23 protein-coding genes and 1 pseudogene are annotated in these 23,454 nt (G+C 63.0%); 14 read left to right on the top strand and 10 right to left on the bottom strand.

From position 1 onward, the window contains the following. Positions 1 to 70: 70 nt before the first annotated feature. Together N436_RS20520 and N436_RS20525 are read right to left on the bottom strand one after the other, a co-directional pair. Positions 71 to 1,210 (bottom strand): MFS transporter, encoded by a 1,140-nt coding sequence (locus N436_RS20520; RefSeq protein WP_110741824.1) that lies wholly within the window; start codon positions 1,208 to 1,210, stop codon positions 71 to 73. A 201-nt stretch (positions 1,211 to 1,411) separates the two neighbouring features. Continuing rightward, entirely contained in the window at positions 1,412 to 2,905 is a 1,494-nt protein-coding gene (locus tag N436_RS20525) for an aldehyde dehydrogenase (protein ID WP_105947165.1), read from the bottom strand. A 196-nt stretch (positions 2,906 to 3,101) separates the two neighbouring features. Between N436_RS20525 and N436_RS20530 the strand changes: the two genes are divergently transcribed. Together N436_RS20530 and N436_RS20535 are read left to right on the top strand one after the other, a co-directional pair. Next, positions 3,102 to 3,461, top strand: a complete 360-nt coding sequence (locus tag N436_RS20530; RefSeq protein WP_012274818.1) for a cupin domain-containing protein — start codon at positions 3,102 to 3,104, stop codon at positions 3,459 to 3,461. Between the two features lie 83 nt (positions 3,462 to 3,544). Continuing rightward, positions 3,545 to 3,748 (top strand): hypothetical protein, encoded by a 204-nt coding sequence (locus tag N436_RS20535; protein WP_105947163.1) that lies wholly within the window; start codon positions 3,545 to 3,547, stop codon positions 3,746 to 3,748. A 66-nt stretch (positions 3,749 to 3,814) separates the two neighbouring features. Here the strand turns inward: N436_RS20535 and rpmG are convergent, their stop codons facing one another. After that, positions 3,815 to 3,970 carry a 50S ribosomal protein L33 gene (gene rpmG, locus N436_RS20540; RefSeq protein WP_003253507.1) on the bottom strand — a complete coding sequence of 52 codons (156 nt, stop codon included), beginning with the start codon at positions 3,968 to 3,970 and terminating at the stop codon, positions 3,815 to 3,817. 11 nt (positions 3,971 to 3,981) lie between these two features. Beyond that, positions 3,982 to 4,218 carry a 50S ribosomal protein L28 gene (gene rpmB, locus N436_RS20545; protein WP_003253504.1) on the bottom strand — a complete coding sequence of 79 codons (237 nt, stop codon included), beginning with the start codon at positions 4,216 to 4,218 and terminating at the stop codon, positions 3,982 to 3,984. 361 nt (positions 4,219 to 4,579) lie between these two features. Between rpmB and N436_RS20550 the strand changes: the two genes are divergently transcribed. After that, the gene (locus tag N436_RS20550) at positions 4,580 to 6,187 is read left to right on the top strand and encodes an ABC transporter substrate-binding protein (RefSeq protein WP_110741825.1); all 1,608 of its coding nucleotides are present in this window, start codon (positions 4,580 to 4,582) and stop codon (positions 6,185 to 6,187) included. Positions 6,188 to 6,310: 123 nt separating this feature from the next. On the opposite strand, the gene radC is transcribed toward N436_RS20550, so the two are convergent. Beyond that, on the bottom strand, positions 6,311 to 6,991 hold the full coding sequence (radC, locus tag N436_RS20560; protein ID WP_110741826.1) for a DNA repair protein RadC: 681 nt from the start codon (positions 6,989 to 6,991) through the stop codon (positions 6,311 to 6,313). A 128-nt stretch (positions 6,992 to 7,119) separates the two neighbouring features. Between radC and coaBC the strand changes: the two genes are divergently transcribed. The 4 genes and pseudogenes from coaBC (at position 7,120) to argB (ending at position 11,240) form a co-directional block, all read left to right on the top strand. Next, on the top strand, positions 7,120 to 8,331 hold the full coding sequence (gene coaBC, locus N436_RS20565; RefSeq protein WP_016712699.1) for a bifunctional phosphopantothenoylcysteine decarboxylase/phosphopantothenate--cysteine ligase CoaBC: 1,212 nt from the start codon (positions 7,120 to 7,122) through the stop codon (positions 8,329 to 8,331). 5 nt (positions 8,332 to 8,336) lie between these two features. Further along, positions 8,337 to 8,792, top strand: a complete 456-nt coding sequence (gene dut / locus N436_RS20570) for a dUTP diphosphatase (protein ID WP_060499666.1) — start codon at positions 8,337 to 8,339, stop codon at positions 8,790 to 8,792. A 144-nt stretch (positions 8,793 to 8,936) separates the two neighbouring features. Further along, positions 8,937 to 10,304, top strand: a pseudogene (locus tag N436_RS20575) (phosphomannomutase/phosphoglucomutase); the annotation flags it as partial. A 30-nt stretch (positions 10,305 to 10,334) separates the two neighbouring features. Further along, entirely contained in the window at positions 10,335 to 11,240 is a 906-nt protein-coding gene (gene argB, locus N436_RS20580) for an acetylglutamate kinase (protein ID WP_060499668.1), read from the top strand. A gap of 69 nt (positions 11,241 to 11,309) precedes the next feature. Here argB and pyrE read toward each other — a convergent pair whose 3' ends face one another. Next, on the bottom strand, positions 11,310 to 11,951 hold the full coding sequence (gene pyrE / locus N436_RS20585; protein ID WP_016712702.1) for an orotate phosphoribosyltransferase: 642 nt from the start codon (positions 11,949 to 11,951) through the stop codon (positions 11,310 to 11,312). Between the two features lie 80 nt (positions 11,952 to 12,031). On the opposite strand from pyrE, the gene N436_RS20590 reads away from it, so the two are divergent. Beyond that, entirely contained in the window at positions 12,032 to 12,811 is a 780-nt protein-coding gene (locus N436_RS20590) for an exodeoxyribonuclease III (protein ID WP_003253401.1), read from the top strand. Positions 12,812 to 12,872: 61 nt separating this feature from the next. On the opposite strand, the gene rph is transcribed toward N436_RS20590, so the two are convergent. Further along, positions 12,873 to 13,595 (bottom strand): ribonuclease PH, encoded by a 723-nt coding sequence (gene rph, locus N436_RS20595; RefSeq protein WP_051096411.1) that lies wholly within the window; start codon positions 13,593 to 13,595, stop codon positions 12,873 to 12,875. Between the two features lie 228 nt (positions 13,596 to 13,823). Here rph and N436_RS20600 point away from each other — a divergent pair, with 228 nt between their 5' ends. Next, complete coding sequence (locus N436_RS20600) at positions 13,824 to 14,687, top strand: YicC/YloC family endoribonuclease (RefSeq protein WP_028699257.1); 864 nt, start codon at positions 13,824 to 13,826, stop codon at positions 14,685 to 14,687. Between the two features lie 13 nt (positions 14,688 to 14,700). Continuing rightward, positions 14,701 to 15,321: a guanylate kinase gene (gene gmk / locus N436_RS20605; RefSeq protein ID WP_110741827.1), complete on the top strand. Its 621-nt coding sequence runs from the start codon at positions 14,701 to 14,703 to the stop codon at positions 15,319 to 15,321. Between the two features lie 125 nt (positions 15,322 to 15,446). Here the strand turns inward: gmk and N436_RS20610 are convergent, their stop codons facing one another. From N436_RS20610 to N436_RS20620, 3 genes are all read right to left on the bottom strand, one after another. Beyond that, entirely contained in the window at positions 15,447 to 16,988 is a 1,542-nt protein-coding gene (locus N436_RS20610; RefSeq protein WP_110741828.1) for an APC family permease, read from the bottom strand. Positions 16,989 to 17,107: 119 nt separating this feature from the next. Beyond that, a complete protein-coding gene (locus N436_RS20615; RefSeq protein WP_110741829.1) occupies positions 17,108 to 17,875 on the bottom strand; it encodes a gamma-glutamyl-gamma-aminobutyrate hydrolase family protein in 768 nt (255 codons plus the stop codon). Positions 17,876 to 17,879: 4 nt separating this feature from the next. After that, positions 17,880 to 19,262, bottom strand: a complete 1,383-nt coding sequence (locus N436_RS20620; protein WP_003253387.1) for a glutamine synthetase family protein — start codon at positions 19,260 to 19,262, stop codon at positions 17,880 to 17,882. A gap of 204 nt (positions 19,263 to 19,466) precedes the next feature. Between N436_RS20620 and N436_RS20625 the strand changes: the two genes are divergently transcribed. The 4 genes from N436_RS20625 to N436_RS20640 all read left to right on the top strand — a co-directional run bounded on the left by N436_RS20625 (position 19,467) and on the right by N436_RS20640 (position 23,425). After that, positions 19,467 to 20,339, top strand: a complete 873-nt coding sequence (locus N436_RS20625; RefSeq protein ID WP_105947258.1) for a LysR family transcriptional regulator — start codon at positions 19,467 to 19,469, stop codon at positions 20,337 to 20,339. 250 nt (positions 20,340 to 20,589) lie between these two features. Then, a complete protein-coding gene (gene rpoZ / locus N436_RS20630) occupies positions 20,590 to 20,853 on the top strand; it encodes a DNA-directed RNA polymerase subunit omega (protein WP_003253383.1) in 264 nt (87 codons plus the stop codon). Positions 20,854 to 20,912: 59 nt separating this feature from the next. Next, positions 20,913 to 23,021 (top strand): bifunctional GTP diphosphokinase/guanosine-3',5'-bis pyrophosphate 3'-pyrophosphohydrolase, encoded by a 2,109-nt coding sequence (spoT, locus tag N436_RS20635; protein WP_016712710.1) that lies wholly within the window; start codon positions 20,913 to 20,915, stop codon positions 23,019 to 23,021. Between the two features lie 23 nt (positions 23,022 to 23,044). Continuing rightward, positions 23,045 to 23,425 (top strand): RidA family protein, encoded by a 381-nt coding sequence (locus N436_RS20640; protein WP_003253379.1) that lies wholly within the window; start codon positions 23,045 to 23,047, stop codon positions 23,423 to 23,425. The last annotated feature ends 29 nt before the right edge of the window (positions 23,426 to 23,454 follow it).

Consider the following 23,454-nt stretch of genomic DNA (forward strand, 5'->3'; position numbering starts at 1 on the left):
CTTGAGCGCTGCGCAGTCCCTGTGGGAGCTGGCTTGCCGGCGATGGGCCGCACAGCGGCCCCAAAATCCATCAGGCAGAAACCGACTCAAAAGCCCCACGCCGCTGGGTCAATACCACCAGCCCGGCAGCCCCGGCCGCCATCAACAGCAGCAATGCATGCCCGCTGATCCACTGGCTGCCGGCCCCCGCCAGCAACGGCCCGAGCAGGCAGCCGATACCCCAGAGCTGCGCCACATGGGCATTGGCCCTTACCAGCTCATCATCGCGGTAGCGCTCACCGATCAGCACCAGCGACAGGGTGAACAAGCCACCAGCACTGGCCCCGAACAGCACCCACAACGGCCACACAACCGGGGTATGCAGCAGCAGTGGAATCGCCAGGCTGGACACCAGCAGCGTCACCGCACACCCCGTGAACAATGCACGTCGCGACATATGGTCGGCCAGCGCGCCGATAGGCAGCTGCAGCACTGCATCACCAACCACCACGGTACTGACCATGAACAGGGCGATTTCAGTGGTAAAGCCTTGCTGCAGGCAATACACCGGCAGCAAGGTAAGGATCATCGCCTCGAACGAGGCGAACAGGGCGATGGCCCAGGCAATCACAGGCAAGCGCCGGCAGAATGCGAACAAGTCGCGGAAGGTAACGCTGCAGGCCTCCGTGCTCGGCGCTCCGCCACGCCCCAACAGCACCAGCGGTGCCGCCAGCAGCAGGCCGGTCGCGGCCCAGAAGCCGAAGTCGTCATCCGAGCCGAGGAAACCCAACACCAACGGCCCGGCCAACTGGCTCAGGGCATAGCTGCTGCCGTACAAGGCCACCAGCCGGCCACGCCACTGCTCGACTACCAACTGGTTGATCCAGCTTTCGCCGAGGATGAACACCACGGTGAGGGACATACCGATCATCAGCCGCAGCAACAGCCACAGCGGGTAGCTGGGCAGCAGCGCGACCAACCCGATCGACAGCGCCCCGCCCCACAGGCACAAACGCATGGCCGAAGGCACGCCGACCCAGCCGGCCAAGCGGCTGGCGATACTGGCGCCGGCCAGAACACCCAGCGCTGGCATTGCGGCCATCACGCCGATGGCGAAGCTGCCGTAGCCCCAGGCTTCCAGGCGCAGGGATACCAGCGGCATGCTCACACCGAGCGCCAGCCCGACGCTCAGCACCGATGCCAGTACGGCGAAGTAGGTACCCCAACGCATTACAGCCTCCCGGGCAAAATTCTTGAACAACAGAAACGACGAAGCCGGGGCAGCGTGAGCCGACCCGGCTATTGTTGGGGCTGCTGTGCAGCCCATCGCCGGCAAGCCAGCTCCCACAGGTACAGCACAGGCCTCAAGGGCTGCGAGTAACTTGTGGGAGCCTGGCTTGCCGGCGATCGGGCCGCATAGCGGCCCCGGCGATTACAGCTTGATCCAGGTCGCCTTCAGCTCGGTGTATTTCTCCAGTGCATGCAGCGACTTGTCACGGCCGTTGCCCGACTGCTTGAAACCACCGAACGGCGCGGTCATGTCGCCGCCGTCGTACTGGTTGACCCAGACGCTACCTGCGCGCACGGCACGGGCGGTCTTGTGGGCTTTGGAAATGTCCGAGGTCCAGATGCCCGCCGCCAGGCCATATGGCGTGTCGTTGGCAATGGCGATGGCTTCTTCGGCGGTGTCGAAGGCGATTACCGACAGCACCGGGCCGAAGATTTCTTCCTGGGCAATCTTCATGGCATTGGTCACGCCGTCGAAGATGGTCGGCTCCACGTAGGTGCCGCCCGTCTCTTCCAGGGTGCGCTTGCCGCCAGCCAGCAGCTTGGCGCCGTCCTGGTGGCCGGCTTCGATGTACGACAGCACGGTGTTCATCTGCTGGGTATCGACCAGAGCACCAACGGTGGTCGCCGGGTCCAGCGGGTTGCCTGGTTTCCAGCCTTTCAGGGCCTCGACCACCATCGGCAGGAACTTGTCCTTGATCGAACGCTCGACCAGCAGGCGCGAACCTGCGGTGCACACTTCGCCCTGGTTGAAGGCGATAGCGCTGGCAGCCGCTTCGGCAGCTGCTTGCAGGTCTGGCGCATCGGCGAAGACGATGTTCGGGCTCTTGCCGCCGGCTTCCAGCCAGATGCGCTTCATGTTCGATTCGCCCGCGTACACCATCAGCTGCTTGGCGATCTTGGTCGAACCAGTGAACACCAGGGTGTCGACGTCCATGTGTAGGGCCAGGGCCTTGCCCACGGTGTGGCCGTAGCCTGGCAGCACGTTCAGCACACCTGCCGGGATACCGGCTTCGATCGCCAGCTGGGCGATACGGATGGCGGTCAGCGGCGATTTTTCGGACGGCTTGAGCACCACCGAGTTACCGGTAGCCAGCGCCGGGCCGAGTTTCCAGCAGGCCATCAGCAGCGGGAAGTTCCACGGTACGATGGCACCGACCACACCCACTGGCTCACGGGTAACCAGGCCAAGCTGGTCGTGCGGGGTCGGGGCGACTTCGTCGTAGACCTTGTCGATGGCTTCGGCGGTCCAGTGAATGGCTTGCGCCGCACCCGGGATGTCGATGCTGGAGGAGTCGCCGATCGGCTTGCCCATGTCCAGGGTTTCCAGCAGCGCCAGCTCTTCAACGTTCTTGCGCAGCAGGTCGGCGAAGCGGATCAGCTTGGCCTTGCGCTTGGCCGGGGCCAGCTGCGACCACACGCCAGCGTTGAACGTGGCGCGGGCGTTTTCCACAGCGCGGTTGGCATCGGCCAGGTCGCAGCTGGCAACCTTGGCCAGGAAGCGTCCGTCGACCGGGCTCAGGCACTCGAAGGTTTCACCGGATGCGGCATCGGTGTATTCGCCGTTGATGAAGGCGCGGCCTTCGATCTTCAGTTGCTGGGCACGTTGTTCCCAGTCCGCACGGGTCAGGGTGGTCATACGAAACTCCTCCTCTTGTTTAGGTGCAACGCCGCACTGAGGACTCACAGGCGTTGTCAGAATTCTGGCCGGGCGACGCGCGCACACGGGCAAGCGATACCCTAAACCAGCCGGTGTAAACTATCAATATATTTGACACGCAAGGCTCAAAAGCCTACTGATGTTCATTTTATTAAACAAAAACAGGAGCCGCACCATGAGAATAGACAGCATCATCGACTTCGCGCAGGTCATCACCGAGGCCGAACGCTACCGCCCGGCGGCGGAAAAAATCCTCAAGGGCGAGCCGGACCAGGCTGTCTACAACCACTATTCCAGCCCGTGCGGGCAGTTTGCCGCAGGCGTGTGGGAAGGTGAGGTGGGCCAGTGGACGGTGAACTACACCGAACACGAATACTGCGAAATCGTCCAGGGCGTTTCGGTGCTGCGCGACCAGGACGGCGGGGCGAAAACCCTGCGTGCCGGCGATCGGTTCGTGATTCCGGCCGGTTTCAAAGGTACCTGGGAGGTGCTGGAACCGTGCCGCAAGATCTATGTGATGTTCGAACAGAAGTAACTATGTAGTGCAGGCAGCCTGCTGGCGTGCGTGAGGATGGTCCTGCCCATGTCGGGCCATCCAACTTCAACAGGAAGATCACCATGACCAATGAAGACGTTCTGAAAACCCTCGCCCACCTGGTCGGCACCCCCTACGCGCCGGCAATCAAAGACACCATCTGCTCCCTCACCGGCCGCACCCGGGTAGTCGGCCCCGACGAGATGTGCACCCGCGAGTACGACGTCGAGCGCATCCAGATCAAGGCCGGCACCGACCTGCTGATCCAGGGTTTCGACTTCAACTGAGCGTAATGCAGGCATAAAAAAACCCGCGTCCTTTCGGATGCGGGTTTTTTTCAGGTCGCCGATCAATTACTTGATCTTGGCTTCCTTGTACACCACGTGCTTGCGAACAACCGGATCATATTTCTTGATCTCGATTTTGTCCGGGGTGGTGCGCTTGTTCTTGTCGGTGGTGTAGAAGTGGCCGGTACCGGCACTCGAAACCAGACGGATCAATTCACGCATGATGTTCTCCCTTAAACCTTGGCGCCAGCTTTACGGATGTCAACCAGAACGGCGTCGATGCCGCGCTTGTCGATGATACGCATGCCTTTGGCGGAAACGCGCAGACGCACGAAACGCTTCTCGGATTCAACCCAGAAACGGTGGTGCTGCAGGTTCGGCAGGAAACGACGACGGGTTTTGTTGTTTGCGTGGGAAATGTTGTTCCCGGTTACTGGACCCTTACCAGTAACTTGACAGACTCTCGACATGACTCAGCCCTCTAAAACCACATGCCCAACCCGGCATGGGTTGGCCGCTTAATCTCTCAGTCTTTGGCGCCTGGGCGCCGTGATTCTGGAGGTCTTATCGACCGGATCCGCTGATGCGACAGGCCGAGCCCCTAGAAAAGAGCGCTGCTTTATACCAGAAAGACTTGGCTGCAACAACAGTAGATGCACATTACCGCAAGCCAGAACGCGCCGGGCCAGCATAGCGGCAGGCCCCGCCAGCCGTCGACCGCTCGTCGCCAGATTTGTAAAAAAGGGTGTGGTCATTTGCCGGCGGGCGCACTAGGGTAAGCCTTTTCCAGACTGCACTGGCAGATGGGCCACTGACAGCCAAGGAGCCACCATGCGTGTAGCCGCCCTTTCCTTATTGTTCAACTCTCTGTTCGCCGCCGGCGCCCTGTTCGCTGCCGGCGCTACCCAGGCCGCCCCGCTGAGCGTTTGCAGCGAGGCCAGCCCCGAAGGCTTCGACGTGGTGCAGTACAACTCGCTGACCACCACCAACGCCACGGCTGACGTGCTGATGAACCGCCTGGTGGAGTTCGACGCGGCACAAGGCAAGGTGGTGCCGAGCCTGGCGGCCAGCTGGACGGTATCGGCCGACGGCCTGGTGTATGACTTCACCCTGCGCGATGACGTGAAGTTCCACAGCACGGCCTACTTCAAGCCAAGCCGCGAACTGAATACCGACGACGTGCTGTTCAGCTTCCAGCGCATGCTCTACCCGGCCCATGCCTGGCACAAGACTGCACCGGGCGGCTACCCGCATGCCCAATCGCTGCAGCTGGGCAGCCTGATCAAGGCGATCGAGGCACCGACGCCGAACACCGTGCGCTTCACCCTCAGCCACCCGGACGCCACCTTCCTGGCCACCCTGAGCATGGGCTTCGCCTCGATCTATTCCGCCGAATATGCCGACAAGCTGCTGAAGGCCGGCACGCCGGAGAAGCTCAACAGCCAGCCGATCGGCACCGGGCCTTTCGTGTTCCAGCGCTTCCAGAAGGACGCCGTGGTGCGCTACCGCGCCAACCCGGACTACTTCGCCGGCAAGCCGGCGGTCGACCCGTTGATCTTCGCCATCACCACCGACGCCAACGTGCGCCTGCAGAAGCTCAAGCGCGGCGAGTGCCAGGTCGCCCTGTCACCCAAGCCACTGGACATTGCCGAAGCGGGCAAGGACGGCAACCTCAAGGTGGCCAGCACTCCGGCGTTCATGACCGCCTTCGTCGCCATCAACAGCCAGCACCCGCCGCTGGACAAACCGGAAGTGCGCCAGGCCATCAACCTGGCTTTCGACAAGCAGGCCTATCTCAAGGCCGTGTTCGAAGATTCCGCGGTGGCCGCCAACGGCCCCTACCCGCCCAACACCTGGAGCTACGCCAAGGACCTGCCCGGCTACCCGCTGGACCTGAAGAAAGCCAAGGCGCTGCTGACCAAGGCTGGCTTGGGTGAAGGCTTCAGCACCACGATCTGGACCCGCCCGTCGGGCAGCCTGCTCAACCCCAACCCCAGCCTCGGCGCGCAGATGCTGCAGGCTGACCTGGCCAAAATCGGCATCAAGGCTGAAATCCGCGTGATCGAGTGGGGCGAGCTGATTCGCCGTGCCAAGGCCGGTGAGCATGACCTGCTGTTCATGGGCTGGGCGGGTGACAACGGCGACCCGGACAACTTCCTCAGCCCGCAGTTTTCCTGTGCGGCGGTCGAGTCGGGGACCAACTTCGCGCGTTTCTGCGACAACCGCCTGGACCAGTTGATCAGCGCCGGACGCACCACCAACGATCAGAGCGTACGCAGCCGGCTGTACCAGCAGGCGCAAGCGCTGATCCAGCAGCAGGCGTTGTGGGTGCCACTGGCGCATCCGACGGCGGCTACCCTGCTGCGCCAAGGGGTTAAGGGGTACCAGGTGAACCCGTTCGGCCGGCTGGATTTCAGCAAGGTGTCGGTGACCAAATAAGCCTGCACTGGCCTCTTCGCGGGCTCGCCCGCTCCCACAGGAACTGCACAACGCTTAAGGTGGGTGCGATACCTGTGGGAGCGGGCAAGCCCGCGAAGAGGCCAGCACAGACAGCACAATGGCCTAAGCCACAATCCATCCCTGCTCAACCATCGACAACGGCTCCCCGTCACCGATGATGATGTGATCCAGCACCCGCACATCGATCAGCCCCAGCCCCCGCTTCAGCGACAGGGTCAAATGCACGTCATCCTGGCTCGGCTCACTGCTCCCCGAAGGGTGGTTGTGACACAGGATCAACGCCGCCGCGTTATGCAGCAAAGCTCGCCGCACCACCTCCCGCGGGTAAACACTCGCCCGGTCTATCGTGCCCCTGAACAGGATCTCGAACGCCAACGGCCGGTGCTTGGTGTCCAGAAACAGGCACCCGAACACCTCACTGGCCTCATGCCGGAGCATGGCCTTGAGGTAACGCCGCACCGCCGCTGGCCCGTCCAGAGCCTCTGCGCGCTTGATGTTTTCATCCAGATAACGCCGGCCGATCTCCAGCAGCGACTGTAACTGCGCATACTTCACGGCCCCGATGCCCGGCTCGCGTAGCACCGCGTCGCGATCGGCCTCCAGAAACTGCCTCAGCCCGCCAAAACGCACCAGCAGCCCCCGCGCAAGGTCCAGTACGTTGCGCCCGGCCACCCCCGAGCCCAGCAGCACGGCAAGCAATTCGGCATCCGTGAGTGCCGCCGCCCCACGCTGCAACAACTTCTCCCTCGGCCGCTCTTCAGCCGGCCACTCCCTGATATTCATCCCCGCCCCCTGCCCTTGCTGCGGCCCATTTCGACCCTGTGTTAATCTATTTCGCCTCGTACATGCGACGTTCTGCCGCAGGCATTTTCGAACGTCGCCGCCCGCTCTCACTGGAAAAAGGCAAGCCTATGCAGCGGCTGTATCGCAAGCGCATCGTTCTCGGCGTAGGTGGCGGCATTGCCGCCTACAAAAGCGCCGAGCTGATTCGCCGACTCCTGGAGCACGGCGCGCAGGTGCGCGTCGTCATGACCCGCGGTGGTGCCGAGTTCATCACCCCGCTGACCCTGCAGGCGCTGTCGGGCCACCCGGTGCACATGGACCTGCTCGACCCGGCCGCCGAAGCAGCCATGGGCCATATCGAACTGGCCAAGTGGGCCGACCTGGTGCTGATCGCCCCGGCCACCGCCGACCTCATGGCGCGTATGGCCCAAGGCATGGCCGACGACCTGCTGACCACCCTGGTGCTGGCCACCGATGCCACCGTCGCCGTGGCCCCGGCCATGAACCAGGCCATGTGGCGCGACCCGGCCACCCAGGCCAACCTTGAACTGCTCAAGAGCCGTGGCATCCAGGTGTTCGGCCCGGCCTCCGGTAGCCAGGCCTGTGGTGACGTGGGCCTGGGCCGCATGCTCGAAGCCACCGACCTGGCCTGGTGCGCCGCAGAAAGCTTCAAGCGCCAGGCACTCACCGGCAAACACGTATTGATCACCGCCGGGCCGACCCAGGAAAACATCGACCCGGTGCGCTACATCACCAATCATAGCTCCGGCAAGATGGGCTTCGCCCTGGCCGAAGCGGCTGCCGAAGCCGGGGCTCGGGTGACCCTCGTCACTGGCCCGGTGCACCTGCCAACCCCCGACCGGGTCAGCCGTATCGACGTGGTCAGCGCGCGGGACATGCTTGCGGCCTGTGAAGCGGCCATGCCGTGCGACCTGTTCATCGCCTCCGCAGCGGTCGCGGACTACCGCCCGGAAGTGGTTGCCACACAAAAACTGAAGAAAGATCCTACGACCGGCGACGGCATGCTGCTGCAGATGGTGCGCAATCCCGATATCCTTGCCACCATTGCTGGCCGCAGCGACCGCCCGTTCAGCGTCGGCTTCGCTGCCGAAACCGAACACCTGCTCGATTACGCCACGCGCAAGCTCAAGGACAAGAACCTCGACCTGATCGTCGCCAATGATGTGGCCAACCCCAGCATCGGCTTCAACAGCGAAGAAAACGCCTTGACCGTGATCGACCGCCAGCAGCACCAGACCCTTTTCGCACAGACCAGCAAGGGCAAAATCGCCCGGCAACTGGTCGCCTTCATCGCCGAACGGCTCAACCAGGTTCAATAAGTTACATGCACGCTCTTCAAGCCAAGATCCTCGACCCACGCCTGGGTACCGAATTCCCCCTGCCGACCTACGCCACCCCTGGCTCCGCCGGCCTGGACCTGCGCGCCCTGCTCAAGGAGGACACTGTCCTTGAGCCAGGCCAGACCCTGCTGATTCCTACCGGCCTGTCGATCTACATCGGCGACCCGGGCCTGGCGGCGGTAATCCTGCCGCGCTCGGGCCTGGGCCATAAGCACGGCATCGTGCTGGGCAACCTGGTCGGCCTGATCGACTCGGATTACCAGGGCGAGCTGATGGTGTCGTGCTGGAACCGCGGCAACACGCCGTTCACCATCGCCGTTGGCGAGCGTATCGCCCAGCTGGTGCTGGTGCCGGTGGTACAGGCCCATTTCGACATCGTCGAAGCCTTCGATGAAAGCCAGCGTGGTGCTGGCGGCTTCGGTCACTCCGGCAGCCACTGAGCCGGCAAATGACCGTTCAGGCCAAGGATGGCGAACTCTCTGGCGAAACCACCGTCCAAGCGTTCAGTTTGCGCCTGCCCAGAAAGCCTTTGACTAATGGAGCTTCCAGAGATGAACGACATGGCCCACCTGGTCCCCGCCGCATTGCCCGACAGCATTTTCCGCGCGTATGACATCCGCGGCGTGGTCGGCAAAACCCTTCACGCCGAAACCGCCTACTGGATCGGCCGCGCCATCGGTGCGCAAAGCCTGGCCCAGGGCGAACCGCAGGTTTCGGTCGGCCGTGATGGCCGACTGTCCGGCCCGATGCTGGTCGAACAGCTGATCAAGGGCCTGGTCGATGCCGGCTGCCATGTCAGCGACGTCGGCCTGGTGCCCACCCCGGCCCTGTACTACGCGGCCAACGTGCTGGCAGGCAAGTCGGGCGTGATGCTGACGGGCAGCCACAACCCGTCGGACTACAACGGCTTCAAGATCGTCATCGCTGGCGACACGCTGGCCAACGAACAGATCCAGGCCCTGCTCACCCGTCTGAAAACCAACGACCTGACCTTGGCCGAAGGCCGCGTGGAAAAGGTCGAGATCCTTGACCGCTACTTCCAGCAGATCGTCGATGACGTGAAGCTGGCGAAAAAGCTCAAGGTGGTGGTGGACTGCGGCAACGGTGCCGCTGGCGTGATTGCACCGCAACTGATCGAAGCCCTGGGTTGTGAAGTGATCCCGCTGTTCTGCGAAGTAGACGGCAACTTCCCCAACCACCACCCGGACCCGGGCAAGCCGGAAAACCTTGAAGACCTGATCGCCAAGGTCAAGGAAACCGGCGCCGACATCGGCCTGGCCTTCGACGGCGATGGCGACCGCGTCGGCGTAGTGACCAATACCGGCAGCATCGTCTACCCCGACCGCCTGCTGATGCTGTTCGCCCAGGACGTGCTGGCACGCAACCCGGGCGCCGAAATCATCTTCGACGTCAAATGCACCCGCCGCCTGACCCCGCTGATCGAGCAACACGGCGGCCGCGCACTGATGTGGAAGACCGGTCATTCGTTGATCAAGAAGAAGATGAAACAGACAGGCTCGCTGCTGGCCGGCGAGATGAGCGGTCACATCTTCATCAAGGAACGCTGGTACGGTTTCGACGACGGCATCTACAGTGCCGCACGCCTGCTGGAGATCCTCAGCCAGGCCGGGCAAAGCGCCGAAAACCTGTTTGCCGCCTTCCCGAACGATATTTCCACGCCGGAAATCAATATTGATGTGACCGACGAGGGTAAATTCAGCATCATTGATGCACTGCAACGCGACGCCGACTGGGGCGAAGCCAACCTGACCACCATCGACGGTGTGCGGGTGGACTACGCCCACGGCTGGGGCCTGGTTCGCGCCTCCAACACCACCCCGGTGCTGGTGCTGCGCTTCGAGGCCGACAGCGACGCCGAATTGCAACGTATCAAGGATGTTTTCCGTACCCAGTTGCTGCGGGTTGCCCCTGAGCTGCAACTGCCGTTCTGACCGACTATCTGTTCCTTACAGGAGCCCTGCATGACCCTCGATCGCGATGCCGCTTCCCATGTAGCCGAGGTTTTGTCCGAAGCACTGCCTTACATCCGCCGCTTTGTCGGCAAGACCCTGGTGATCAAGTACGGCGGCAACGCGATGGAGAGCGAGGAGCTCAAAACCGGCTTCGCCCGTGACATCGTGCTGATGAAGGCTGTAGGCATCAACCCGGTGGTGGTCCACGGTGGTGGCCCGCAGATCGGCGACCTGCTCAAGCGCCTGTCGATCGAAAGCCACTTCATCGACGGCATGCGCGTTACCGACTCGGCGACCATGGACGTGGTGGAGATGGTGCTGGGTGGCCAGGTCAACAAGGACATCGTCAACCTGATCAACCGCCACGGCGGCAGCGCCATCGGCCTGACCGGCAAGGACGCGGAACTGATCCGCGCCCGCAAGCTGACCGTCAGCCGCCAGACGCCCGAGATGACCACTCCGGAAATCATCGACATCGGCCACGTGGGCGAAGTGGTGAGCGTGAACACCGACCTGCTGAACATGCTGGTGAAGGGTGACTTCATCCCGGTCATCGCGCCGATCGGCGTGGGTGCCAACGGTGAGTCGTACAACATCAACGCCGACCTGGTAGCAGGCAAGGTAGCCGAGGCGCTGAAGGCCGAGAAGCTGATGCTGCTGACCAACATCGCCGGTCTGATGGACAAGCAAGGTCAGGTTCTGACCGGCCTGACCACCGAACAGGTCAACGAACTGATCGCTGACGGCACCATCTACGGCGGCATGCTGCCGAAGATCAAGTGCGCACTGGATGCGGTGCAGGGCGGCGTGAACAGCTCGCACATCATCGACGGCCGTGTGCCGAATGCTGTGCTGCTGGAAATCTTCACCGACAGCGGCGTGGGTACCCTGATTACCAACCGCAAGCAGCGCTGATCGGCCGAAACAGGCGACAAAAAAGGCGACCTTCACAAGAAGGTCGCCTTTTTCATTTCCAGGCCAGGATCAGATCCCGTATTGCGCCCGGTAAGCCTCGACAGCCGGCAGATGCTGCTTCAGCTGCGGGTCATCGGCCAGGAACTCCAGCACCTGGGTCAGCGAAACGATGCTGACCACCGGGATACCGAAGTCGCGTTCCACTTCCTGGATCGCCGACAGCTCGCCATTGCCACGCTCTTCGCGGTTCAGCGCGATCAGCACGCCAGCGGCCTTGGCCTGCTGGGCGTTGATGATCTGCATGACTTCGCGGATGGCAGTACCGGCGGTGATCACGTCGTCGATGATCAGCACATCACCGGCCAGCGGTGCGCCAACCAGGCTGCCGCCTTCGCCGTGGTCCTTGGCTTCCTTGCGGTTGAAGCACCATGGCACGTCGAGCTTATGCTGGTCCGCCAGGGCCACGGCAGTGGTCGCCGCCAACGGAATACCCTTGTAGGCCGGGCCGAACAGCACGTCGAACGGGATCTTGCTGTCGACGATGGCTGCGGCATAGCACCGCCCCAGTTCGGCCAATGCAGAACCGGTGTTGAACAGGCCGGCATTGAAGAAATACGGGCTGGTACGCCCCGATTTCAGGGTGAATTCACCGAAACGCAGTACCCCGCGATCGATGGCAAAACGGATAAAGTCGCGCTGATACGGCTGCATGAATAGTCCCGGACACCACGGATTTAGCTAAATGGGTTGAGCTCGGGTATCATACACGCACGAGATTTTTGGGGCCATTTATGCGGATCATCAGTGTGAACGTAAATGGCATTCAGGCTGCGGCCGAGCGTGGTTTGCTCAGCTGGCTGCAAGCCCAGAATGCCGACGTCATCTGCCTTCAGGATACCCGCGCCTCGGCCTTTGAACTCGACGACCCAGCTTTCCAGCTCGATGGCTATTTCCTTTATGCCTGCGACGCGGAGGTGCCTGCCCAAGGTGGTGTGGCCCTTTATTCGCGCATGCAGCCCAAGGCAGTCATCACCGGCCTGGGCTTCGAGACAGCCGACCGCTACGGGCGTTACCTGCAAGCAGATTTCGACAAAGTCAGTATTGCCAGCCTGCTGCTGCCTTCGGGCATGAACGGCGACGAAGACTTGAACCAGAAGTTCAAGTTGATGGACGACTTCGCCAAGTACCTGGACAAGCAGCGTCGCAAGCGTCGCGAGTACATCTATTGCGGCTCGTTCTACGTGGCGCAGCAGAAGCTCGACATCAAGAACTGGCGTGACAGCCAGCAATCGCCGGGCTTCCTGGCGCCGGAGCGCGCCTGGATGGATGCGATCACTGGCGAGATGGGTTACGTCGATGCCCTGCGCGAAGTCAGCCGTGAAGGCGACCAGTACAGCTGGTGGCCGGACAACGAGCAGGCCGAGATGCTCAACCTGGGCTACCGGTTCGACTACCAGATCCTCACGCCAGGCCTGCGCCGTTTCGTGCGCAACGCCCGCCTGCCGCGTCAGCCGCGCTTCTCCCAGCATGCGCCGCTGATCGTGGACTATGACTGGACGTTGACCATCTAAGCGCTGCTCAGATACGAAAAAGCCGACATCACTGTCGGCTTTTTCGTATCTACGGAATCAGTCAGTCGGCCAGTGCGGCCTGCTGCAGCTCGAAGATTTCGGTCATGCCCTTCTGCGCCAGCGCCAGCATGGCGTTGAAGTCTTCAGGCTGGAACGGCGCACCTTCGGCAGTGCCCTGCACCTCGATAAAGCCACCGGCGCTGGTCATCACCACGTTCAGGTCGGTTTCGGCAGCGGAGTCTTCCAGGTAGTCCAGGTCGAGCACGGCTTCGCCCTGGTACATGCCCACCGACACGGCAGCGATCATGTGCTTGAGCGGGTTGCCGGCCTTCAGGCCACCGCGCTTCTTGATCACCGCCAGCGCGTCGCACAGGGCGACCATGGCACCGGTGATGGACGCGGTACGGGTACCGCCATCGGCCTGGATCACGTCGCAGTCGACGTACAGGGTGATGTCGCCCAGCTTGCTCATGTCCAGTGCGGCGCGCAGCGAGCGGCCGATCAGGCGCTGGATTTCCAGGGTGCGACCACCCTGTTTGCCACGGCTGGCTTCGCGCTGGTTACGCTCACCGGTAGAACGCGGCAGCATGCCGTATTCGGCGGTCAGCCAGCCTTGGCCCTGGCCTTTCAGGAAGCGCGGCACACCGTTTTCAACGCTGACCGTGCAGATGACCTTGGTGTCACCGAACTCGACCAGTACCGACCCTTCGGCGTGCTTGGTGTAGTTGCGGGTGATGCGGATCGAGCGGAGCTGATCGGCGGCGCGACCACTTGGACGTTTCATCTGGGATACCTGTACTGGGACTTTGAATCTGCCGAGCATTATAGAGCCCGCAGCCCGGGGAAGACATGCCTATTGTCGTACCCGCCACAGCCCGTCGCCTTTTCCTACTGGCGCGGCCGCCCGTCGGTAACATAGGTGGATTGGGCGCCACGGCCCCACTGCGCTACAATCCTGCGCCTTGCAGCCGAGAGGCTCCCACCGTTCATTCAACTAAGCGAGGTACTCCCCATGGTGCACAGCATGACCGCTTTTGCTCGTGTCGAGCGCGCCGGCAGCCAAGGCACCCTGATCTGGGAGCTGCGTTCGGTCAACCACCGTTACCTGGAGCCGCACCTGCGCCTGCCAGAGGCCCTGCGCGACCTCGAAGGCGCCGTGCGTGAAGGCCTGCGCCAGGGCTTGTCGCGGGGCAAGGTGGAATGCACCTTGCGCCTCAACGAAGACAGCAACGGCAAGCCGCTGAAGGTAGACCGCGAGCGCGCCGCGCAACTGGTTGCCGCCGCCGAGGAAGTGGCCGGCCTGATCAAGCAGCCTGCCCCCCTGAACCCGCTGGAAGTGCTGTCGTGGCCAGGTGTGCTGGTGGCCGACACCAGCGACCCGCAGGCACTGAACGCCGAAGCCATGGCGCTGTTCGACGAAGCCCTGGCCGAACTCAAGGCCGGCCGCCTGCGCGAAGGCCAGGAACTGGCCCGGCTGATCAACGAGCGCCTGGACAACATGTCCAGCGAAGTCACCACCTTGCGCGCCCTGGTGCCGCAGATGCTGGCGGCGCAGCGGCAGAAGATCCTCGACCGTTTCGGCGACATGCAAGCCGAGCTCGACCCACAGCGCCTGGAACAAGAGATGGTGCTGCTGGCGCAGAAGAGCGACGTGGCTGAGGAGCTCGACCGCCTCAGCACCCACGTCACTGAAGTGCGCCGGGTACTCAAGGGTGGCGGCGCCGCAGGGCGTCGCCTGGACTTCCTGATGCAGGAACTCAACCGCGAAGCCAACACCCTCGGCTCCAAGGCCTTCGACCCACGCAGCACGCAAGCGGCGGTCAACCTGAAGGTATTGATCGAACAGATGCGTGAACAAGTACAGAACATCGAGTAAGGCCACCCCGACCATGAACCACAGCAGCGGCACCCTCTACATCGTTTCGGCCCCTTCGGGCGCCGGCAAGACCAGCCTGGTAACGGCCCTGACCAAGGACGACCGGCAGATCCGCGTTTCGGTCTCGCACACCACCCGCGCCATGCGCCCGGGCGAGGAACACGGGGTGAACTACCACTTCGTGGTCCACGAAGAATTCAAGGCGCTGATCGCGCAGGGCGACTTCCTGGAGCATGCCGAAGTGTTCGGCAACTTCTACGGCACCTCGCGCAGCGCGCTGCAGCAGACGCTGGATCAGGGCTACGACCTGATCCTGGAAATCGACTGGCAAGGCGCCCAGCAGGTGCGCAAGCTGATGCCACAGGCATTGTCGGTGTTCATCCTGCCGCCAAGCCAGGAGGCGCTACGCCACCGTCTGGACGGCCGTGGGCAGGACAGCGAAGAAATCATTGCCGGGCGCATGAAAGAAGCGGTCAGCGAGATGGTGCACTACGACGAGTATGACTACGTGATCATCAATGATGACTTCGACGTGGCGCTGGAGGATTTGAAGGCGGTGTTCCGCTCGAATCGGTTGGTACTGAAGAAGCAGCAAGAGCGCAACAGCGAGCTGCTGAAAGAACTGCTTTCCTGATACACCGCACGGGGCTGCTTTGCAGCCCTATCGCGACACAAGGCCGCTCCCACATTTGCTGGCGTACGCCGTGCCTTTGTGGGAGCGGCCTTGTGTCGCGATAGGGGCGCGAAGCGCCCCCAGCTTTATTCCTGCAAAGGCAGGGTAGCCTGCTGACGCAGGGTAGCCCCCAGGAAGTAAGCCGGCGCGCGCATGCGCGACAGCATCATCAGCCCGATGCCCAGCACCGAGATGATCGCGGCAATCACGAACACCAGCCCCAGCCCGCCCACATGCGAACCACTGCCGAAGTCCGGCGAGGCGCTGTCGATGGCAGTCCGTACGAAGATCACCGACAGGATCACCCCACCCACCAGCGGGCACAGGCCGCGCATGATGAAGTGGCGCAGGCTGTCGAACAGGCTGCCACGGAAATACCAGACGCAGGCAAATGCGGTCAGCGAATAATAGAAGCAGATCATCATGCCCAGCGCGGTGATGGTATCTGCCAGCACGTTCTCGCTCAGGCTACGCATGGTCACGTAGAACAGACCTGCTGCCAGGCCCGCACAAATAGTGGCATAACGCGGGGTCTGCGAACGCGGGCAGACTGTGGCGAACTTCTGCGGTACCGCGCCGTAGTAACCCATCGCCAAGAGGGTGCGCGCCGGCGCCACGAAGGTCGACTGCAGCGATGCCGCCGTGCTGGCCAGCACCGCGATGGACATCAGGATCGCCAGCGGCCCCATGACCGGGCCGGCCAGGTGGGCAAAGACGTTCTCCTGGATGCGCGGGTTGTTCAGGCCCAGGCCCGTTTCGCTGATTCCGGCAAACTGCAGGGTGGCGATGGCGGTGAACAGGTACAGGCCAAGGATCAGCATCACCGTCCAGGTGGCGGCCTTGCCCGGCACCTCTTCGCTACCCACCGACTCTTCGCTGACGGTCAGGCACGTGTCCCAGCCCCAGAAGATGAAGATCGACAGCGACAGCCCGGCGGCAAAGGCCGAGAACGACTCGACACCGAACGGGTTGAACCAGGCGAAATCGAACGCCAGCGGTGGCGGCGCCGTGGTACCGCCGAAGGCGGCGACGGCAAAGCCGATCAGCACCACCAACTGCAAGGCCACCAGGCCGTACTGCACGGTCATGGTGGTGGCGATGCCGCGACAGCAGATCCACACCGCCAGGGCGATGAACACGCAACAGGTAATGATGTTGATCAACAGGTTATCGGCCAACGCCGCCAGCTCATGCTTGCCGGTGATCTGGCCCAGGAACAGGTAGAAGAAGTCGACTGCCACCCCTGCCAGGTTCGACAGCACGATGGTGGTGGCAACCACCAACCCCCAGCCGCCAATCCAGCCGATCATCGGGCCGAAGGCACGTGCCGACCAGGTGAACGATGTACCGCTGTCCGGTTCTGCCGAGTTCAGCTCGCGGTAACCCAGGGCCACCAGCAACATCGGCAGGAAGCCGACGATGAACACGGCTGGCAGGTGGGCACCGACCTCGCGCACGGTCGGGCCAAGGGCGCCGGTCAGGGTGTAGACCGGGGCGATGGTGGAAATGCCCAGCACCACGCTGGCCAGCAAGCCCAAACGGCCCTTGGCCAGGCCTTTGCTGCGCTGAGTGTTGCCCGCGTCGGCTGCCACGTCGGGTGGGCGGCCGGCTTCTGTGTAATTGCTCATGAGTATTTGCCGTAAATTTTGGAATTGTTTTCACAGGCCTTGCGTACAAGGCCCGCTTTCACTCATTGAAAGCTTGCTGTCGGGGACAAGTCATCCGAGACCTTCGGCTGACGTCAGAATCATTCCTGCCGTGCGCCCTCCCGTGCTGCATAGGCAATGCAGGCCTCGCGAAACGCCTGAAACAGGCGCAGCGAGACCGGGTTTTCGTTGAAGCGCCACTCCGGGTGCCACTGCACACCGAGCACAAAGCCCGGCGCATCGGGCATGGACACTGCTTCGATCAGGCCATCCGGGGCCCGTGCCTCGACGCGCAAGCCTGGGGCAAGGCGGTCGATGCCCTGGCTGTGCAGCGAGTTGACCTCGAACTGCGCCGCCAGGCCCAGGCGCTCGAACAACCCGCCAGGCTCGATGCCGACCGGGTGACGAGGGCCGTATTGCACCTCCAGGGGTGCGTCCTCAGGTTCGCGATGATCAAGGTAGCCAGGCAGCTCCTGCACGCGTTGGTGCAGGCTGCCGCCAAGGGCCACGTTCAGTTCCTGATAGCCACGGCAAATGCAGAACACCGGCACACCGGCGGCAATCGCCGCCTGCAGCAGTGGCAAGGTCAGCCGATCACGCGCCAGGTCGTGCCGGGTACCCGCCACGCTGGGGGCGCCATTGTAATGATGCGGTTCGATATTTGAAGGCGAGCCTGTAAAAACAATGCCGTGCAGACGGGCCAGCAGCGCCTGTGTGTCGCTGCCCCCGTCGCGGGCCGGCAAGATCAGCGGCAAGCCGGCAAAGCCGGCCGCCTCGACATACTTATCGCCTACCGTGTGCGACGAGTTCTTCCCCACCTGCTGGCGGCAGGCGCTGACACCGATCAAGGGGACCGCAGTTGCGCTCATGGGCTTACACCGTGTGCAGGTACCAGTTGTACTCAAGGTCGGAAATCGACACTTCGAACTCGGCCAGTTCGCTTTCCTTGCAGGCCACGAAGATGTCGATGTAGTCCGGGCTGATGTATTGGTTGAGGACTTCGCTGTCGTCCAGCGCGCGCAGGGCATCGCGCAGGTTGTTCGGCAGGCTTTGCTCCAGCTGTTCGTAGGAGTTGCCTTCGATCGGCGCCTCCGGCTCGACCTTGTTGGTCAGGCCGTGATGCACGCCGGCCAGGATGGCCGCCAGCATCAGGTACGGGTTGGCGTCGGCGCCGGCCACACGGTGCTCCAGGCGCACGTTGTCGCTGCTGTCGGTGGGCACGCGTACGGCCACGGTGCGGTTATCCAGGCCCCAGCTTGGCGCATTGGGCACGTAGAACTGCGCGCCGAAACGGCGATAGGAGTTGATGTTCGGGCACAGGAACGCCATCGACGCCGGCATGGTTTCCAGCACACCACCGATGGCGTGGCGCAGCGTGTCGCTTTGCAACGGGTCATCGCTGGCAAAGATGTTCTTGCCGGTTTTCTTGTCCAGCAACGAAATGTGTACGTGCAGGCCGTTGCCTGCCTGGCCCGGGTAGGGCTTGGCCATGAACGTGGTGTCCATTTCATGGTCGTAGGCCACGTTCTTGATCAGGCGCTTGAGCAGGATCGCGTAGTCACAGGCCTTGAGCGGGTCGGCCACGTGGTGCAGGTTGACTTCGAACTGCGCCGGGGCGCTTTCCTTGACGATGGCGTCGGCGGGCAGGCCTTGCTCCTTGGCGGCTTCGAGCATGTCCTGCAGGCAGTCGGCGTATTCATCGAGGTCGTCGATCAGGTACACCTGGGTCGACTGCGGGCGTTTGCCGGAAATGGGCGAACGCGGCGGCTGCGGGCGACCGTTGAGGTTGTCCTGGTCGATCAGGTAGAACTCCAGCTCGAACGCCGCGCAGATATCCAGGCCCAGGTCGTCGAACTTGCTCACCACCTGGCGCAGCACTTCGCGCGGGTCGGCGAAGAACGGCTGGCCATCCAGCTCGTGCATGGTCATCAGCAACTGGGCAGTGGGGCGCTTCTGCCACGGCTCGTCCGACAACGTGCCCGGGATCGGGAAGCAGATGCGGTCGGCATCGCCGATGTCCAGGCCAAGGCCGGTGCTCTCGACGGTGGAGCCATTGATGTCCAGGGCGAACAGCGATGCGGGCAGGTTGATGCCCTTCTCGTACACCTTGTGCAGGCTGGCCCGCTCGATGCGCTTGCCACGTACCACGCCATTCATGTCGGAGATCAGCAGGTCGACATACTGCGTGTCCGGATGGGCCTGGAGGAAGTCATTCATCTCGCTGGAAGAACTGGCGCACGGGGTTACCGACGTCATGGTGTACATCCTTTGATGTGCTGCGGCGATGTGGGATACGGCTGGCGCCTCACGGGCGACGATGGTTGCAGCTGTTGTTCTTTTCACTTTCCCATCGTGGGGACTGGTTACCCGACCGGGCGCATTGATTCCGGGGGGCCGTTTCACTATAAAATGGCCCTGATGCAACAGACATTGGCAATTCGGCAAGCAGAGCGTGCACCAATGCAATATCAGATTACCCACGCCGACCTCTCCCTGGTCCTGGCACTGGAGCGGGGCCGCTCGCTGGCCAAGGCCGCCGAGCTGCTGAAAGTCGATGTTTCGACAGTATTCCGCTCGATCCGCCGGCTGGAGTCGGCGCTAGGCACCGCCTTGTTCGTCAAGAGCCGCAAGGGCTACCTGCCGACCGACACCGCTCAGGCGCTGGCCGAGCAGGCCGAACGTGCCGAACAGGCGCTGGAGGCGGCGCGCATTGCCATGACCAGTGGCGAGCAGGTGGTAAGCGGCACGGTGCGGCTGACCTGTACCGAGGCGGTGATGCACAGCCTGTTGCTGCCGGCGCTGGCCGAGTTCATGCCCAACTACCCGGCGCTATCGCTGGAGATGGGCACCTCCAACACGTTTGCCAACCTCAGCCGACGCGATGCCGACATCGCCCTGCGCCTGACCAACACGCCACCGGAGCACCTGGTGGGCCGCAACCTGGGTTCTACCTCCTATGTCGTCTGCGGCCAGCCACAGTGGCGCGAGCGCCTGGCCGAGTCGCCCGCCAACGTGCCGTGGATCGCCCCCGATGACTCGATGGTGGACCACCCTACAGTGGTCTGGCGCAACCAGCAGCACCCTGGGGTAAGCCCGCGCTACCAGTGCAGCAGCATGTCGACCATCGCCCAGCTGGTCACCGCCGGCCTGGGCGTGGCGGCGTTGCCGGACTATATGGTGCATGCCTTGCCCGGCGTGGATGCGTTGAGTGGGCCGCTGGCCGGCTGCGACACCCAACTGTGGCTATTGACCCGGCCGGACTGCCGGGCATTGCGCTCGGTGCAGACGCTGTTCGAAGAGCTGACGCCGCGGTTGCGTGGCGCGATGCTCTGAGGTTATCGTCAGGATCAAGCAGTGAGGGTGTCTGTTCCGGCCCTTTCGCGGGCTTGCCCGCTCCCACAGGTATAGCGGCGGCGGTGAGAAATGTGCAGGACTTGTGGGAGCGGGCGTGCCCGCGAAGAATTCCACACCGATCCACCCGACAAAACAGCGCTTCCCTATTGGCTGGTGATTTTTTAAACTATCGAGTCCGCCTGCCCATTACTGGGCTGCACGCCCACCGCATTTGCTACTGAGGAAGACCATGGCCCGCGTAACTGTTGAAGACTGCCTGGAACACGTGGATAACCGCTTTGAGCTGGTCATGCTCTCGACCAAGCGCGCTCGCCAGCTGGCGACCGGCGGCAAAGAGCCACGCGTTGCGTGGGAAAACGACAAGCCAACCGTTGTTGCCCTGCGTGAAATCGCCGAAGGCATCGTCACCAACGAGTTCATCGCCGCTGAAGAGATCGTCACCGAGGATCCGGTGTTCGCCGCGTTCGAGGACGAGAACAACGAGGCTGTCTGATTGATGCCAGGTCGACGTCGCACGGCGCAAGGCCCTCTTCCTCCGCAGGAGGTGAACCCATGCCGGGTATAGAAGCCTTGGCCGAACGGCTGTCGACCTATCTTGGCCCCGAACAGGTCAACCTGGTCCGCCGCGCCTATTTCTACGCCGAACAGGCCCACGACGGGCAGCGCCGCCGCAGCGGCGAGCCCTACGTGACCCACCCGCTGGCCGTGGCCAGCATCCTCGCCGACATGCACATGGACCATCAGAGCCTGATGGCGGCCATGCTGCACGATGTGATCGAAGACACCGGCATCGCCAAGGAAGCCCTCAGCCAGCAATTTGGCGAGACCGTGGCCGAACTGGTCGATGGGGTCAGCAAACTGACCCAGATGAACTTCGAAACCAAGGCCGAGGCTCAGGCCGAAAACTTCCAGAAGATGGCCATGGCCATGGCTCGCGATATCCGCGTGATCCTGGTCAAGCTGGCCGACCGCCTGCACAACATGCGCACCCTGGAAGTGCTGTCTGGCGAAAAGCGCCGGCGCATCGCCAAGGAAACCCTCGAAATCTATGCCCCCATCGCCAACCGCCTGGGCATGCACACCGTGCGCGTGGAGTTCGAGGACCTGGGCTTCAAGGCCATGCACCCGATGCGCTCGTCGCTGATTCACCGGGCGGTGAAAAGCGCACGCGGCAACCGTAAAGAGATCGTCGCCAAGATCGAGCACTCGCTGGCCAACTGCCTGGCCGCCGACGGCATCGAGGGCGAGGTCAGCGGCCGGCAGAAACACCTCTATGGCATCTACAAGAAGATGCGTGGCAAGCGCCGCGCCTTCAACGAGATCATGGACGTGTACGCCTTCCGCATCATCGTCGACAAGGTCGACACCTGCTACCGCGTGCTCGGCGCCGTGCACAACCTGTACAAGCCGCTGCCCGGTCGCTTCAAGGACTACATCGCGATCCCCAAGGCCAACGGCTACCAGTCGTTGCACACCACGCTGTTCGGCATGCACGGCGTGCCCATCGAAATCCAGATCCGCACCCGCGAGATGGAAGAGATGGCCAACAACGGCATTGCCGCGCACTGGCTGTACAAGTCCAACGACGACGAGCAGCCCAAGGGCAGCCACGCCCGTGCCCGCCAGTGGGTCAAGGGCATCCTCGAACTGCAGCAACGTGCCGGCAACTCGCTGGAATTCATCGAGAGCGTGAAGATCGACCTGTTCCCGGACGAGGTCTACGTGTTCACGCCCAAAGGCCGCATCATGGAGCTGCCCAAAGGCTCCACGGCCGTCGACTTCGCCTACGCGGTGCACACCGACGTGGGCAACAGCTGCATCGCCTGCCGCATCAACCGCCGCCTGGCGCCGCTGTCCGAGCCGCTGCAAAGCGGCTCGACGGTGGAAATCGTCAGCGCACCGGGCGCACGGCCGAACCCGGCCTGGCTCAACTTTGTGGTCACCGGCAAGGCGCGCACGCACATCCGCCACGCCCTCAAGCAGCAGCGCCGGTCCGAGTCCATCAGCCTGGGCGAACGCCTGCTGAACAAGGTGCTCACCGGTTTCGACAGCAGCCTGGAGAAAATCCCCCAGGAACGCATCCAGTCGATTCTCGCCGAGTACCGCCTGGAACTCATCGAAGACCTGCTCGAAGACATCGGCCTGGGCAACCGCATGGCCTACGTGGTTGCACGTCGCCTGCTGTCGGCCGAAGGCGAGCAGTTGCCAGCGCCGGAAGGCCCGCTGGCGATCCGTGGTACCGAAGGCCTGGTGCTGAGCTACGCCAAGTGCTGTACGCCGATCCCGGGTGACCCGATCGTCGGCCACCTGTCGGCTGGCAAAGGCATGGTCGTGCACCTTGAGAACTGCCGCAACATCAGTGAAATCCGCCACAACCCGGAGAAGTGCGTGCAACTCTCCTGGGCCAAGGACATCACGGGCGAGTTCAATGTCGAACTGCGTGTCGAACTGGAGCACCAGCGCGGCCTGATCGCCCTGCTGGCCAGCAGCGTCAACGCCGCCGACGGCAACATCGAGAAGATCAGCATGGACGAACGCGACGGCCGTATCAGCGTGGTCCAACTGGTGGTCAGCGTGCACGACCGCGTGCACCTGGCGCGTGTGATCAAGAAGCTGCGTACCCTGACCGGTGTGGTCCGCATCACCCGCATGCGTACGTAGTCCGCCAACCGCAAGGAGTCATCATGAGCAAGACCGTCATCAACAGCGACAAGGCCCCTGCCGCCATCGGCACCTACTCGCAGGCGATCAAGGCCGGCAACACCGTGTACATGTCGGGCCAGATCCCGCTGGACCCGAAGACCATGGAGCTGGTGGAAGGCTTCGAAGCCCAGACCGTGCAAGTGTTCGAAAACCTCAAGGCCGTGGCTGAAGCCGCTGGCGGTTCGTTCAAGGACATCGTCAAGCTGAACATCTTCCTCACCGACCTGAGCCACTTCGCCAAGGTCAACGAGGTGATGGGCCGCTACTTCGAGCAGCCATACCCGGCCCGCGCCGCCATCGGCGTTGCCGCGCTGCCGAAAGGCTCCCAGGTCGAAATGGACGCCATCCTGGTCATCGAATGATGCCCCCGGTGACGGGCACCCTGCCCGTC

The organism is Pseudomonas sp. RV120224-01b (assembly GCF_003208145.1).
In the GTDB taxonomy this organism is placed as follows: Bacteria; Pseudomonadota; Gammaproteobacteria; order Pseudomonadales; family Pseudomonadaceae; genus Aquipseudomonas; species Aquipseudomonas monteilii.

Excerpts from the sequence above, each read along its gene's own strand:
- N436_RS20520 (WP_110741824.1), bottom strand. The coding sequence starts at position 1,210 with ATGCGTTGGGGTACCTACTTCGCCGTACTGGCATCGGTGCTGAGCGTC.
- N436_RS20525 (WP_105947165.1), bottom strand. The coding sequence starts at position 2,905 with ATGACCACCCTGACCCGTGCGGACTGGGAACAACGTGCCCAGCAACTG.
- N436_RS20530 (WP_012274818.1), top strand. The coding sequence starts at position 3,102 with ATGAGAATAGACAGCATCATCGACTTCGCGCAGGTCATCACCGAGGCC.
- N436_RS20535 (WP_105947163.1), top strand. The coding sequence starts at position 3,545 with ATGACCAATGAAGACGTTCTGAAAACCCTCGCCCACCTGGTCGGCACC.
- rpmG (WP_003253507.1), bottom strand. The coding sequence starts at position 3,970 with ATGCGTGAATTGATCCGTCTGGTTTCGAGTGCCGGTACCGGCCACTTC.
- rpmB (WP_003253504.1), bottom strand. The coding sequence starts at position 4,218 with ATGTCGAGAGTCTGTCAAGTTACTGGTAAGGGTCCAGTAACCGGGAAC.
- N436_RS20550 (WP_110741825.1), top strand. The coding sequence starts at position 4,580 with ATGCGTGTAGCCGCCCTTTCCTTATTGTTCAACTCTCTGTTCGCCGCC.
- radC (WP_110741826.1), bottom strand. The coding sequence starts at position 6,991 with ATGAATATCAGGGAGTGGCCGGCTGAAGAGCGGCCGAGGGAGAAGTTG.
- coaBC (WP_016712699.1), top strand. The coding sequence starts at position 7,120 with ATGCAGCGGCTGTATCGCAAGCGCATCGTTCTCGGCGTAGGTGGCGGC.
- dut (WP_060499666.1), top strand. The coding sequence starts at position 8,337 with ATGCACGCTCTTCAAGCCAAGATCCTCGACCCACGCCTGGGTACCGAA.
- argB (WP_060499668.1), top strand. The coding sequence starts at position 10,335 with ATGACCCTCGATCGCGATGCCGCTTCCCATGTAGCCGAGGTTTTGTCC.
- pyrE (WP_016712702.1), bottom strand. The coding sequence starts at position 11,951 with ATGCAGCCGTATCAGCGCGACTTTATCCGTTTTGCCATCGATCGCGGG.
- N436_RS20590 (WP_003253401.1), top strand. The coding sequence starts at position 12,032 with ATGCGGATCATCAGTGTGAACGTAAATGGCATTCAGGCTGCGGCCGAG.
- rph (WP_051096411.1), bottom strand. The coding sequence starts at position 13,595 with ATGAAACGTCCAAGTGGTCGCGCCGCCGATCAGCTCCGCTCGATCCGC.
- N436_RS20600 (WP_028699257.1), top strand. The coding sequence starts at position 13,824 with ATGGTGCACAGCATGACCGCTTTTGCTCGTGTCGAGCGCGCCGGCAGC.
- gmk (WP_110741827.1), top strand. The coding sequence starts at position 14,701 with ATGAACCACAGCAGCGGCACCCTCTACATCGTTTCGGCCCCTTCGGGC.
- N436_RS20610 (WP_110741828.1), bottom strand. The coding sequence starts at position 16,988 with ATGAGCAATTACACAGAAGCCGGCCGCCCACCCGACGTGGCAGCCGAC.
- N436_RS20615 (WP_110741829.1), bottom strand. The coding sequence starts at position 17,875 with ATGAGCGCAACTGCGGTCCCCTTGATCGGTGTCAGCGCCTGCCGCCAG.
- N436_RS20620 (WP_003253387.1), bottom strand. The coding sequence starts at position 19,262 with ATGACGTCGGTAACCCCGTGCGCCAGTTCTTCCAGCGAGATGAATGAC.
- N436_RS20625 (WP_105947258.1), top strand. The coding sequence starts at position 19,467 with ATGCAATATCAGATTACCCACGCCGACCTCTCCCTGGTCCTGGCACTG.
- rpoZ (WP_003253383.1), top strand. The coding sequence starts at position 20,590 with ATGGCCCGCGTAACTGTTGAAGACTGCCTGGAACACGTGGATAACCGC.
- spoT (WP_016712710.1), top strand. The coding sequence starts at position 20,913 with ATGCCGGGTATAGAAGCCTTGGCCGAACGGCTGTCGACCTATCTTGGC.
- N436_RS20640 (WP_003253379.1), top strand. The coding sequence starts at position 23,045 with ATGAGCAAGACCGTCATCAACAGCGACAAGGCCCCTGCCGCCATCGGC.